The organism is Pseudomonas sp. Pseusp16 (genome assembly GCF_047324915.1).
GTDB classification, from domain to species: domain Bacteria; phylum Pseudomonadota; class Gammaproteobacteria; order Pseudomonadales; family Pseudomonadaceae; genus Aquipseudomonas; species Aquipseudomonas fluorescens_CD.
The window spans coordinates 4,510,659-4,523,556 of record NZ_CP168522.1; the positions used below are offsets into that span (position 1 = coordinate 4,510,659).

Here is a 12,898-nt window from a genome sequence, read left to right on the forward strand (position 1 = left end):
TGTCAGCTGCGCCTCTTCAAATGAGCAAAAATCATTCAGGATGAATCCATTTCATCCGTGGAGCTTTCAGTGTTCGCCTCGCTACCTTTGACCGCCCTGCGTGCCTTCGAATCCGCCTCACGCCTGTTGAGCTTCAAGGCTGCCGCCGAAGAACTGTCGGTCACCCCGACGGCGGTGTCCCATCAGATCCGCTCCCTGGAGAGCTGGCTCGGCGTACCGCTGTTCGAGCGCCTGCCACGCCAGGTGCGCCTGACCGAGTGCGGTGAACGGTTGTTCCAGAGCCTGCACGGGGCTTTCCTCGAAGTGGCGCAAAGTGTCGACACCCTGCGCCCGCAACGCAGCAGCGCCAACCTGACGGTCTCCACCACCGCTGCCTTCGCCGCGCTGTGGCTGGTGCCACGGCTGGGACGCTTCTACGCCCGGCATCCGAACATCAACGTACGTCTCGATACCCACTGCGAGGTCATCGATCTGCATCAGGACGCCAGTGTCGATCTGGTGCTGCGCTACAGCCTCGACGACTACCCCAACCTGTACGGCCAGTGCCTGTTCGATGAGTCCTTCGGTGTCTACGGTTCCCCCGAACAAGTGGCCCTGGCGTCGAGTCGTGCCCCGACGCTGATCAGCGTGCGCTGGCACAACTCGAAGCTGTATGCCCACGGCTGGGAGGCCTGGTGCGCTCGCTCCGGCGAAACCTGGTCGAGCGGCCGGCCCGCCGTGCGCGAATACGACGAAGAGCATTACGCCCTGCAAGCGGCGATTGCCGGGCAAGGTCTGGTGTTGGCAAGCAATATCCTGGTGTCGGAAAGCGTGGCCGGTGGTCTGTTGCTGCCGTACCGGGGAGAAATCCAGGTCGATGGTGCTGGCTATAGCGCACTGTGCGTCCCGGGACGCGAACGTCATCCACCGGTTCGGGCGTTTTTTGCGTGGTTGCGTGAGGAGGCATTGTTGTCCGGGCATGCGGTGCGCTGATCAGGAAACGAAAACACTACATACTTTCGCAAGTCACAAGACCATTTAACCCGACACCACCGCATTAAAACATTTAAAGCACAATAAAACCTGAAGTTACAAACCCCAACTAGACTTTAAAAAAAACTAACTTACTCTAACAACCACAGCCAACCGGCTGTTTAAAAAACAAGTAAAGGATTACTTTCATGCTACTTGAACAACGACTTGAATTTATTGATTCCCTGCCAACCTTTCCAGTCACCACACAGCGCTCGCTACTTGAACTGCCTGAGTCCCCTGAAAAGCCTGAGCACGATATCGACAAACCAACTGCCAGCGTCATGCCTAATACTATCGATGCATTCCTGCCCGGCGTTTCGCAGGTAATCATCGACGATGTCAACTTGTGCAAATTAGTCATGCAAAATGCCGCCACCAAAAATTTCCCCGAAGACGCGCAACTTTTCGAGTGGTATCGTTACTATGTTGACGGCCTGAGCAAGCTGGGTTGGGTGACTCAAAACAGGAACATCCAGGAGGTCACTATCAAGAGAGCCGCCCTGACGATGGATCAGGTTGCCTTGGAAGTAGCAGCAGGATTGATTGGCGCCAGTGCTGCTCAAATTCTCGCCGGGGTTGCCAAAAAGGCAGTTGAGGCGGTGCAGAACAATCCCGGTGCCATTAAGATTTTTGATAGCTACAAAAAGCTCGGCGCTCAGACAAAATTCGACATCGCGCCGGTCTGGGTTGATAACAGCGGGCAAGCGAACATGCTCCTCAACTGCATCGCCATGGATGCCAGGGAAAGCACCCATGGCATTCTGTTCTGGAAATCGACCAAGCAGTCCACCACGATAAAATCGGGCGCCGTACGCACTTACCTGGACACTAAGGTCTTTTCCGGCTTGCGTGAAAGCCTGTACGAAAAATTCAGCGAAAATGGCAAGAAATTCATTGCTGACCTGCCTGACTTCTAACAGTCGCTGATACGTTTAAATCGGCAAATACTTGCCGATTTAAACAACTTCCCGCGTACACGTCGCGATGGAAAAAACATGAAAAAAACAGTCTCTGATACCTGGCTTGTCAATGGCAACATTATGATTTTTTGCGGCCCGCACACTGACAGTTTCAAAAACGATATTTTAACATCCAGTCTGTTCGGTGAATTGGTGGCGGAACAAAAAAACAGCCCCCGCGCAACTTCGTGGTCCACCTATACAGATACAGTTATAAAATTTGGCTGGATTGTTAATAACCGAGCGACTCAGCAACTCGAATTTGAAAACATAAACCTGTCGAGTGTTGTGGAACAAAGTGCCGGGAGTGCCCTTCCACAAGACGAACGACAAGCGCTCGCCATTGCCTTGGCCCAATTGGTCAACCTCCCGGGTGATTCACCGGCAATCAGGGCAATAGTCGAAAAGCTGCAAAAAAACGCTATTGTGAGCACCACCACGGACACACCGGTTTCAACGGCTGTTCTGCTGACGATTATTCGCAACGACAAAACCGTGGTAACCCTGCAAGTGGCGTTCGAAACGCTTCACGAGATTTCCATCGATATTCTCGAGCAGCCTGTCTTGAGCGCTGACAACGACCGTCAGACCAACAGCTGGCTGTTGTGCAGCTTACTGGATGAGCGCCACTACAACCTGGTAAGAGCCGATGTCCTCAAGAAATTGGGGCGCAACATTGAAACAAGGCTACTGCAAATTCCTGTACCCGCCGACCTGGATTGAAAGCCTGGACAGTGCACGACGTTCAAGCGCCCCCGAATCGAAGGCTTGCGGCGCTTGAACACTGTTTGCACGAATCAGTTTTTGACGGTCTTGGGCACCTTGCCCGCCTTCATCTGCTCCAGCAACGGCGCGCATTGATTCGGCTCGCCCCCACTCGGTGCCACCAGCGCCAGCAACCCTGCCGCCGGCGCGGCGATCACGCCCAGCGCGACCATCCCGGCTCCGCGCAGCATCAACGGCACGGCCTTGACCCCGGCATCGGGCTTGATGAACTTGCCGCGCACATACAGTGGCGAGCGCAGTGAAAGCAGGCGCCAGCCCTTGGATTCCGGGGTGATGGTCAGGTCCAGTTGTTCAGTCGCCATGTTGGCGGTGCCGTCGATGTAGATGATCGCGTTCTCGGTGTCGAACACAAACAAGCGGGTACTCGCCAGGCCGGACTGGATACCGAAGTCAGCGGCCGCGCAGTTGATCTTCACTTCCTTGTCGCCAAAGATCTTGCCAACCACATAGTTGCCGACGTTCAGGCCCGCCAGCTCCATCAGTTCGCGACTGATTGCGCCATCATTGATCAGCATTTTCAGATTGCCATTGGCGCTGCCCAACAGCTTGGCCACCGAATTGCCGCGACCACTGATATCAGCGTCGCCGTTGAGTTCGCCAAAACTGGTTTTCATTGGTTCAAAGCCGGGGAACAACTGCTTGAGCTTGAAGCCCCGCGCGGTGAGTTTTGCCTGGCCCTCCAACGGCTCGGCATGGCCGTTCAGGCGAATCTGCGCATCCAGCTTGCCGCCAGCTACGCCGAAACGCAGCGGCTCGAGACTGAGCACGCCATCGGTGAGCACCAGATGGGTGTACAGGTCGTTGAATGGCAGTTTTTCGCTGTGCACGATGCGCTTGCCGGTGAACTCGACATCGGCGTCCATATCGCGCCAGCGATCGGTCTTGAACTCTTCGACCGGCAGAACCTTGTCCGCCGGTTGTTTGCTGTCACCGCCACGGGCCTTCTGTTTGGCGTTGGAGTCGGCACCAATCAGCGGCGCCAGATCGGCGAACAACAATTGATTGGACAACAACGAGCCGCTGAGTTTTGGTCGTGGCTGGCTGGCCACGTAAGTCAGGTTGCCGTGGATGTCGCTCTCACCGACCTTGCCGTTGAATTCTTCATAGCGGAACACCGCGCCACCGGCCTCGTGCAACCTGGCAATCAGGTGGCCGTCGGTGGCATAGGGTGGCGTGTCCGGCAGGGTTACGCCGGTCAGCGGATAGAGGTTGCCCAGGCTGGTGCCGGCCAGTTTCAGGCGCAGGTCCAGGGCGCCGAGATTCATCGGATCGGTCAGGGTACCGGCCAGTTCAACGCTGGAATCGCCGATCTTCAACTGTGCCTGAAGCGGAAACGGCCGTGCTGCGTCCTGCAACGCCAACAGCCCGCCAATCTTGCCCTGGCCCGCGAGTTTCTGGCCGTGGTACTGGCCGTTGACCTTGAGGGCGAACGCATAATCCTGGGGTGACGAGCCCTTTTCCTGCGCGGCTTTCGCCGCTTTGTCGCCGACGATATCGCTGAACGGAACCGGTTTGCCCAATGGATCGATCAGCACGTCGAGTTGAGTCATCAGGCTCTGGTCGTCGAGGATGACGTGGCCCTTGTCGAAGCCGATCGCGCCGATATCCACCCCCCAGCTGAAGGGCTCGGCGTTCGGGTCTTTCGGGTCGAATTTGAAGGTCCAGTTGGCGCGCCCGTCAGCCAGGCGTTGCAGGTGGGCATTCGGCTCGGTGAGATCGATACGCGGGATCACCACCCGCTGCGCCAGCAATGCCAGGGGAGAAATACGCAGTTCTACCCGCTTGAGGGTGACCATCTGCGGTTGCTTTGACCAATCCGGATTGCCCAGGCTGAGGTCCTCGGCCACCACGTGGGGCCACGGAACCCAGGCGCGCCAGCCGTTTTCATCGGGTTCGGTCTGCCAGGCCACCGACAGATTGCCGTTGATGGCAAAAGCGCGGTGCAGTTCTTCGGAAACTTTGGCGTTGAGTGGCGCTTTGATCCGGTTCCAGTCGAAGAACACGATGATCAGCACCAGCACCACCAACAAGGTAAGGAAAGTGGAAAGGGTCCAGACAAACGTCTTTTGAGTGCGCGTCATTGCACAAGGCTCCTGATACGACCGGGCGCCCCGACTGCGACGCACATGTGAAACGGGGAACCGCAAGCGGCTCGCCATGAAGTCTACGACTGATAAAAACCCGCCAGGTTTAATCGACAGACAGTTTTCTCAAAGTCAAACAATGACCAGCTGGTCAACCAGCGTTACCGACCCCGCACTTTTGCATGTCACAGGTGAGTCGAAAATACCCACATCGGTGCAAATCAACTCGCCGGAAACGCCCGGCCTAGAGCCTCCGCAGCAAACAATCAATTCCGTTGATTATTACCATTGCGTTTATGAACTTTTATATCGACTTATCGAGAGTAGCATTGCTCTCGTACCCACTTTCTCGCCCCCCCCCAAGGAGCAAAACAATCATGAAACGCCAACTACTGCTTAGCCTTTCCCTCTCGATGCTGGCCAGCACTGCTTTTGCCCTGCCAGCCGCTGACCAGGCTACGCCACAAGTGAAACAGAACCACTCGGTGTTCAGCCAGACTGTCGCCGCCGATGGCTCTGAACGCACTCCACAAGGTCAGACCCTTGCCGAAGGCGGTAATGATCGCCTGAAAGAAAAAGGCCTGATCACTCAGGATGGCTCGGACCGTACTCCACAAGGCCAAACCCTGGCTGCCGATGGTTCCGATCGCACTCCACAGGGCCAGACCCTTGCCGCTGACGGTTCGGATCGCACCCCACAAGGTCAAACCCTTGCCGCTGATGGCTCGGATCGCACCCCACAAGGTCAAACCCTTGCTGCCGACGGTTCCGACCGCACTCCACAAGGTCAAACCCTCGCTGAAGGCGGTTCGGATCGTACCCCACAAGGTCAAACCCTTGCTGAAGGCGGTTCGGATCGTACCCCACAAGGTCAAACCCTTGCTGAAGGCGGTGGTGATCGTGTGATCGAACGCAACAGTGCCCTGAGCTAAGCCCCATGGCCGCCCTGAAAAGAAGCCCAATCCCCGGATTGGGCTTTTGACTTTTCAGCGGTCCGCTTGATAGATGTCGCACTTCCCCGCTCGATCCCCCCACAGTCGTTCGACGCAGGCAAAGCCGATTTGCTAGAGTGCGCCGCGTCCCTGTCCAGAAAACGCCCTTGCGATGCTGCCCCGCGCCGAACAGAAGCAACAGACCCGTAACGCCCTGATGGACGCTGCCCGGCGCCTGATGGACGGCGGCCGAGGATTCGGCAGCCTGAGCCTGCGCGAAGTAGCGAAAACCGCCGGCATCGTACCGACCGGTTTCTACCGCCATTTTGCCGATATGGATGAACTGGGCCTGGTGCTGGTCAGCGAAGTCGGCCAGACATTCCGCGAAACCATTCGCCTGGTACGACACAACGAATTCGTGATGGGCGGCATCATCGATGCCTCGGTGCGGATCTTTCTCGATGTGGTCAGCGCCAACCGTTCGCAGTTCCTGTTTCTCGCCCGCGAGCAATACGGCGGTTCGCTGCCGGTACGCAAGGCCATCGGCCGTTTGCGTGAAGACATCAGTTCGGACCTGGCGGCGGATTTGTCACTGATGCCGAAACTGCAGCATCTGGACATCGCAGACCTGAGCGTCATGGCGGATCTGATCGTCAAAAGCGTGTTCGCCACCCTGCCAGATATCATCGACCCGCCAACCGAAGCCTTGCCCGAGCACCTGACGCCCCAGGCGAAAATCACCCAGCAACTGCGTTTTATCTTTATCGGCCTCAAACATTGGCAAGGGCTGGGCAGCACTGAGTAAACCTGTGGGAGCGGGCTTGCTCGCGATGGCGTCGGCACAGTCAGCATTCATATGACAGACACACAGCCATCGCGAGCAAGCTCGCTCCTACAGTGGCGCGCATCGCATCATCTTGGTGCGCAGCGCAAAAGCAGCGCACTAAATTCATCCAAAAACCTCACATCAAAAAATCCCGTCCTACACCACCGTCAGGCATTTCCTACGCATCACGTCGATTGGCAAGCCCCTTGCTCTAGCCTGAACAATGTTCATAGCTGGAAGCCTTCCGATGCTGGTGATTCACCGCAGAATCGACCCTCAACCCGTTTGGGCCGCCGAACTGCACCTTACGTTCGAAGCCCGCAGCAAAAGCCGTTTGCGCTGTTTCAGTGCCGAAGGCGAAGACGTCGGGTTGTTTTTGGAGCGCGGCCAGCCGCCGTTGCATGACGGCGAATGCCTGCAAGCCGAAGACGGGCGAATCGTGCGTGTCTGCGCCCGCCCCGAACAATTGCTGCACGTCACCTGCGCCAATGCCTTCGAACTGACTCGCGCGGCCTATCACCTGGGCAACCGCCATGTCGCCCTGCAGGTCGGCGACGGCTGGTTGCGCCTGCTCGACGATTACGTGCTCAAGGCTATGCTCGAACAACTCGGCGCCGTTGCCACGAACATCGAAGCGCCGTTCCAGCCGGAACACGGTGCCTATGGCGGTGGCCACCATCATTCGCGTCACGGCGATGAAGACTTCAACTACGCGCCGAAACTGCACCAGTTCGGCGTACGCCCATGAACCCGGCCTGGGCACTGCTGCGCCTGGCCAGCCCACAATTGCCGATTGGCGGCTACAGCTACTCCCAAGGGCTGGAAATGGCGGTGGATAACGGCCGCGTTCACGACTCCGACAGCGCCCGACGCTGGATCAGCGATCAGATGTTGCTGAACCTGGCCCGCTTCGAGGCACCGTTATTGCTCGCCCATTGCATGGCCGCCAGTGAGGACAACTGGGGCCAATTGCTGCAACGCTGCGAGGAACACCGCGCCAGTCGCGAAACCCGCGAGTTGCATCAGGAGAGCCGGCAGATGGGCTACTCGTTGCAGCAACTGCTCAATGGCTTGCCGGAACTCGACACTGCCGCCCGCGCCTTCCTCGAACAACGCACCGAGCCACATCTGGCCCTGGGTTGGGCATTGGCCGCACGCGCCTGGCAGATCAACCCGCAGGACGCCCTGGCCGCGTGGCTGTGGAGCTGGCTGGAAAACCAGTTGGCGGTGCTAATGAAGACCTTGCCATTGGGTCAGCAAGCCGCCCAGCGCCTGACCAGCGAACTGTTGCCGCTGCTTCAACAGGCTCAACAGAACGCCACTCGAATCGATCCCGATCATTACGGCAGCGCCGCTTTCGGCCTGTCCCTGGCGTGTATGGCCCATGAGCGCCAATACAGCCGCCTGTTCCGTTCCTAGGGCCCCTTATTTTGGAGAATCACATGAACACACAACCCCTGCGTGTCGGCATCGGCGGCCCGGTCGGTTCCGGCAAAACCGCCCTGACCCTGGCCCTGTGCCTTGCCCTGCGCGAGCGCTACAACCTGGCCGTCGTGACCAACGACATCTACACCCGCGAAGACGCCGACTTTCTGGTGCGCAATGAAGCCCTGGCGCCGGAACGCATCATTGGCGTGGAAACCGGCGGCTGCCCGCACACGGCCATCCGCGAGGACGCCTCGATCAACCTCGAAGCCGTGGATCAACTCAATCGCCGTTTTCCGGGGTTGGACCTGATTCTCGTGGAGTCCGGTGGCGACAACCTCTCCGCGACCTTCAGCCCGGAACTGTCAGACCTGACCATCTACGTGATCGACGTATCCGCCGGCGACAAACTGCCGCGCAAGGGTGGGCCGGGGATCTGCAAATCCGACCTGCTGGTGATCAACAAGATTGACCTGGCGCCGCTGGTCGGCGCCTCACTGGACATGATGAACAGCGACACGCAGCGCATGCGCAACGGCAAGCCATTCGTGTTCAGCAATCAGAAAACCGGCCTGGGTCTGGAAGAGATCATCGCCTTCATCGAACGCCAGGGTTTGCTGAACGCGGCCTGATTACGAATTATCAACAAGGAAGCTTATCCATGACACTCAAACGCATTTTCGGCGCCCTGGCCCTGCTGCTGACTCCGGCCCTCGCCTTCGCCCATCCGGGGCACGGCGACAATGGCTTGATCGCCGGTATCAGCCATCCGCTTGGCGGTCTCGATCACCTGCTGGCGATGCTCGCGGTGGGGTTGTGGGCGGCGCAGCAGAAAGGTGCTGCGCGCTGGGCCCTACCATGCACATTCGTGGGCACCATGCTGATCGGCGGCTTGCTGGGCTTTGAAGGATTGAACCTGCCGGCACTGGAAAGCGGGATTGCGGCATCGGTACTGGCGCTGGGCCTGGCGGTGGCATTGGCAGTGCGTCCACCACTGGGCATGGCGCTGGCTGCGACGGCGTTGTTTGCGCTATTCCATGGTGTGGCCCATGGTCTGGAACTGCCGGAGATGTCGAGTCCCTGGACCTACGCCGCAGGCTTCGTCGCGGCGACGGCTGTGTTGCACGCGGCAGGTTATGCGCTGGTGCGGGTGTTGCCGCAGGCGGCGGCACCGTTGGTGCGATTGGCGGGTGCGGCTTCGGCGGCGACCGGCGTGTGGTTGTTGGCGGGTTGATCACGTGAAGCGGCAAGCTGAACTGCTCTTGCTTGCAGCTTGCCGCTTGAGCTTGATTCCTGCCCCTCTGCTAACATGTCGCGCAATCGCCCCTGCCGTGACGACGCCAGCCAATGCCGCCTGTTTCCCGCTCCGCCTCTCAGCCTGAATTGACCGCTCTGTTCGCCTCGGTGCAACAGCATTTCCTGAACGTCATCGTGCCGCTCTGGCAGGGCCCGGGCTGGAATGCCGACATGGCGTTGCCCTACGAAGCGCTGGATGCCGAACATCGGCCGCTGCCCCCACAACGCTACCGGGCCATGGCCTGTGCGCGGCAGTTGTACCTGTTTGCCAGCCTGATCGGTCAGGTGCCCAAGGCTGAAGAACGCGCGGCGGCGCTTTTCCGTTCCTTGCAACGGCATTTCCACGATGCCGAGCATGGCGGCTGGTTCTACAGCATCGACCCGCAAGGTACGCCGCTGGATCAGCGCAAGGACCTCTACACCCACGCCTTTATCCTGTTCGCCTGCGCGCATTATTGGGACAAGGTCCGCGAGCCATTGGTGGAATCAGTGCTCAACGCCGCACTGGAAGTGGTGTCGCAGCGCTTCGCCACCGGCGACGGCCTGTACGAAGCCAGCCTGGACCGTGATTGGTCCTCGCTCGACTCCGGGCCATTGCAGAATCCTCTGATGCATTTGGCCGAAGCCTTCCTCGCCACTCTGTCGGTGCGCGAAGACGCGGCTGTGCAGAACGCGCTCGTCGAGTTATGCACAGCCATGCAAAAGCGCTTCATCGACCCGCAACGCGCGGTGTTGATGGAGAAGCCGCTCGGAGCTGTGGATAACTGGTTCGAGCCGGGCCATCAGTTCGAATGGTATTTCCTGTTGCAATCCTCGCCACTGCTGCGCGGCTCGACACTGCATGCCTCGCTGGAGCGCGCGTTTGCGTTCACCGAGCAACGGGGTGTCGATCAGCAGACCGGTGCCGTGGGAGCGATGCTGGAACTGGACGACCACCCTCGCGACGCAACCCAACGCATCTGGGCACAGGCCGAATACTTGCGTGCCCTGACCTTGCGCCCGGGCAGTGAAGCATCGGTACAACGCCAATTGCAGGCGTTGCAACAGCGCTTTCTGCATACGGGCGGTTGGTATGAGTGTCGCGATGAGCAGGGCGAAGTGAGCCGCAAGGACATGCCGTCAACCACGCCTTATCACCTGGCGACCTGTTATCGCGGGTTGGCGGAATATCTCGCCACAAGGTGAAATCCAATCACTCAATCCACTTGCGATCCCCGGTAAAGCTGATGGTCAGCCATCGCGCGGCGTCCGGCTCGCCAAGCCTTGTGGAAATTTCCTCACGCAGACTGTCCAGTTGCCCCACGCCGTCCAGCCAGTAATCCTTCGGCAACACGATGTGTATTTCGATGAAACAGGCCCTGCCGTGTTTCTGCACGTAGGAAATGTAATCGTCGAAACCATGCTCGACCTTCGCCACCTCCATCACCTGACGCACCTTGTCGTCCAGTTGATCCGGGACGATCCCCAGCACATCGCGTAAGGCCGGGCCAAGGATTTTGAAGGCCGGGGGGAGCATGCCCAAGGCCAGCAGAATCAGGATCATCGGATCGACATACACCGCCCACTTGTCGTACCCCTGAGTCTTGAGCAGCAGCGCGATCAGGAAACTCACCAGCAGGCCCGCCGACAGCATCGCGTCCACCAGCCAGCTGATGTTGTCGAACTGGATCAGTGATGATTTGAGTGTGCGATTGCGATGGCGGACGTAGAAGAAATAAATGAGCTCGACGACGGTGAACACCGCCGCATAGACGATCACCAGGCCTAGTTCGACCTCGCGGCCACCACTGATGATGCCGAACACACCGTTGAGAAACGCATAAACAGCCACCAGGAATATGAAACAACCTTCGATCACCAGCACCATGGGCTCCAGGTGCCAGGAACCGAATTGGAAGCGCTGATTGCTTTCTTTGGCGATCAGCCGGGCGGTGATCAGCATCAGGACCTTGATGAAGGCCGCGATTAACGAAAAGAAGCCATCGAACAGGATGGATTGGGCACCTGAAACAAAACCGGTGATGATCCCGGCAAATGTCACGGCGAGCATCAGGAAGGTCGATTGTTTGAGCAGCGACTGCTCGCCTCGATTACTCACTTGATCTCCTCTGGTACCTCTGGACCGCCGGGTGTGGCGGGTAGCTTGAGGGAGGAGTCTAGCTGATGTCCGGTTTTGCCTGTTCCGGCCCCTTCGCGAGCAAGCCCGCTCCCACAAGGATTACGTTGAACCTGTGGGAGCGGGCTTGCTCGCGAATAGCCGTTATACGGTCTTAAGATTTACGGTCGATGGCAAACCCGGCCCAGGTCTGGCTCACCGGCATCAGCTCCAGGCTGTTGATGTTGATGTGTGCCGGGGCGTTGAGCACCCAGAAGATGGTTTCGGCGATGTCTTGCGGCTGAATCGCCTCGGCGCCCGCGTAAGTGGCGTTGTAGCGCTCCTGGTCACCGGCAAAACGCACCAGCGAAAACTCGCTCTCGCACAGGCCCGGCTCGATGTTGCTGACCCGTACGCCCGTGCCTTGCAGGTCGCAGCGCAGGTTCAGGGAGAACTGTTTGACGAACGCTTTGGTCGCGCCATACACGTGGCTGCCCGGGTACGGATAGTTGCCGGCGATGGAACCCAGGTTGACGATGCCGGCACCACGACCGTGGGCAATCAGGCGTGGCAACAGCAGACGTGTGCTGTACATCAGGCCTTTGACGTTGGTATCGACCATCGTGTCCCAATCGTCCAGGTCGCACTTGGGTGCCGGGTCAACACCCAGGGCCAGCCCGGCGTTGTTGATCAACCCGCGCAGTTTGGCAAAGGATGGCGGCAGATTGGCAATCGCCTCCTCCATGGCCTTGCGATCACGCACGTCGAGCACCAGGCCATGGACTTCCGTTTGCTGGGACAGCTCGGCGCACAGCGCATTGAGGCGCTCTTCACGACGCCCCGTCAGCACCAGTTTCCAGCCGGCCTCGGCAAAACGACGGGCACAGGCTTCACCAAAACCGGAGGTCGCGCCGGTAATAAACAGGGTGTTGGACATCGTGTTCTCCTTGCTTCGGCTGATCGCCAGCCATTGGAATAGAAAATCAGCAGGCAGCATGCCCGGCCTTGTTCGCAGCGGCAACCACCGCTCAAGCTGTGCAAAAAACGCTCAACTCCGGCAAGCCCTTTACCAACGTGGCCTGCAGCCATGTGCGCGCACGTTATCCACAGGCCGGTCCACAGTCTTTGGGGGCAAGTGGAAAAGCTGCAAGCCGCTATCCACAAGGCTTTGCGTGGGGTTTTAAAACTTTTTTGCTTGACCCTCAAGTACCGGCTGTGTAGCCCTTGGCCATTTTCATGACTGACGGGTCAAACCGGCGATGGCGCCAAGCCAGTAACCACGGCCTTCAGCCGAGTCTTTCCAGAGTTTAATCACAGACTTATCCACAGGCTTGTCCACGCTGATTCCGCACACTTTCATCACGAACAAAAAGGTTGACAAAGCAGCCTTGAAGTTGCGCAAAACTGCCTGATCAAAAAACAATCACAGCTCTGTAGGCCACGGATTCAAAGGCCTCCAGCCAGCTACTCCCACGTTATTC

At 58.6% G+C, this 12,898-nt stretch carries 14 protein-coding genes; 10 read left to right on the forward strand and 4 right to left on the reverse strand.

Annotation, left to right across the window (positions count from 1 at the left end; all coding sequences use genetic code 11):
• Window positions 1-57 precede the first annotated feature (57 nt).
• From ACEN8Q_RS20510 to ACEN8Q_RS20520, 3 genes are all read left to right on the forward strand, one after another.
• Window positions 58-972: a LysR substrate-binding domain-containing protein gene (locus ACEN8Q_RS20510; protein ID WP_413425447.1), complete on the forward strand. Its 915-nt coding sequence runs from the start codon at window positions 58-60 to the stop codon at window positions 970-972.
• 188 nt (window positions 973-1,160) lie between these two features.
• On the forward strand, window positions 1,161-1,931 hold the full coding sequence (locus tag ACEN8Q_RS20515; protein WP_413425445.1) for a hypothetical protein: 771 nt from the start codon (window positions 1,161-1,163) through the stop codon (window positions 1,929-1,931).
• A 78-nt stretch (window positions 1,932-2,009) separates the two neighbouring features.
• Window positions 2,010-2,696 (forward strand): hypothetical protein, encoded by a 687-nt coding sequence (locus ACEN8Q_RS20520; protein WP_413703664.1) that lies wholly within the window; start codon window positions 2,010-2,012, stop codon window positions 2,694-2,696.
• Between the two features lie 74 nt (window positions 2,697-2,770).
• Here the strand turns inward: ACEN8Q_RS20520 and ACEN8Q_RS20525 are convergent, their stop codons facing one another.
• Complete coding sequence (locus ACEN8Q_RS20525) at window positions 2,771-4,840, reverse strand: AsmA family protein (protein ID WP_413425441.1); 2,070 nt, start codon at window positions 4,838-4,840, stop codon at window positions 2,771-2,773.
• Window positions 4,841-5,220: 380 nt separating this feature from the next.
• Here ACEN8Q_RS20525 and ACEN8Q_RS20530 point away from each other — a divergent pair, with 380 nt between their 5' ends.
• The 7 genes from ACEN8Q_RS20530 to ACEN8Q_RS20560 all read left to right on the forward strand — a co-directional run bounded on the left by ACEN8Q_RS20530 (window position 5,221) and on the right by ACEN8Q_RS20560 (window position 10,507).
• Entirely contained in the window at window positions 5,221-5,775 is a 555-nt protein-coding gene (locus ACEN8Q_RS20530) for a hypothetical protein (RefSeq protein ID WP_413425358.1), read from the forward strand.
• A 172-nt stretch (window positions 5,776-5,947) separates the two neighbouring features.
• A complete protein-coding gene (locus ACEN8Q_RS20535; protein WP_008016847.1) occupies window positions 5,948-6,580 on the forward strand; it encodes a TetR family transcriptional regulator in 633 nt (210 codons plus the stop codon).
• Window positions 6,581-6,848: 268 nt separating this feature from the next.
• Window positions 6,849-7,349 (forward strand): urease accessory protein UreE, encoded by a 501-nt coding sequence (ureE, locus tag ACEN8Q_RS20540; RefSeq protein WP_413425360.1) that lies wholly within the window; start codon window positions 6,849-6,851, stop codon window positions 7,347-7,349.
• Window positions 7,346-8,020, forward strand: coding sequence for an urease accessory protein UreF (locus tag ACEN8Q_RS20545; RefSeq protein WP_413703665.1), 675 nt, complete (start codon window positions 7,346-7,348; stop codon window positions 8,018-8,020). The genes ureE and ACEN8Q_RS20545 overlap by 4 nt, the downstream gene beginning before the upstream one ends.
• 23 nt (window positions 8,021-8,043) lie before the next feature.
• The gene (gene ureG, locus ACEN8Q_RS20550; protein ID WP_413703666.1) at window positions 8,044-8,658 is read left to right on the forward strand and encodes an urease accessory protein UreG; all 615 of its coding nucleotides are present in this window, start codon (window positions 8,044-8,046) and stop codon (window positions 8,656-8,658) included.
• Between the two features lie 29 nt (window positions 8,659-8,687).
• On the forward strand, window positions 8,688-9,260 hold the full coding sequence (locus ACEN8Q_RS20555; protein ID WP_413425366.1) for a HupE/UreJ family protein: 573 nt from the start codon (window positions 8,688-8,690) through the stop codon (window positions 9,258-9,260).
• A gap of 113 nt (window positions 9,261-9,373) precedes the next feature.
• On the forward strand, window positions 9,374-10,507 hold the full coding sequence (locus ACEN8Q_RS20560; RefSeq protein WP_413703667.1) for an AGE family epimerase/isomerase: 1,134 nt from the start codon (window positions 9,374-9,376) through the stop codon (window positions 10,505-10,507).
• A gap of 7 nt (window positions 10,508-10,514) precedes the next feature.
• Here ACEN8Q_RS20560 and ACEN8Q_RS20565 read toward each other — a convergent pair whose 3' ends face one another.
• The 3 genes from ACEN8Q_RS20565 to ACEN8Q_RS20575 all read right to left on the reverse strand — a co-directional run bounded on the left by ACEN8Q_RS20565 (window position 10,515) and on the right by ACEN8Q_RS20575 (window position 12,840).
• A complete protein-coding gene (locus ACEN8Q_RS20565) occupies window positions 10,515-11,420 on the reverse strand; it encodes a cation diffusion facilitator family transporter (RefSeq protein ID WP_413425370.1) in 906 nt (301 codons plus the stop codon).
• A gap of 172 nt (window positions 11,421-11,592) precedes the next feature.
• Window positions 11,593-12,354 (reverse strand): SDR family oxidoreductase, encoded by a 762-nt coding sequence (locus ACEN8Q_RS20570; protein WP_413425372.1) that lies wholly within the window; start codon window positions 12,352-12,354, stop codon window positions 11,593-11,595.
• Between the two features lie 297 nt (window positions 12,355-12,651).
• Window positions 12,652-12,840, reverse strand: coding sequence for a hypothetical protein (locus ACEN8Q_RS20575; protein ID WP_413425374.1), 189 nt, complete (start codon window positions 12,838-12,840; stop codon window positions 12,652-12,654).
• Window positions 12,841-12,898: the final 58 nt, after the last annotated feature.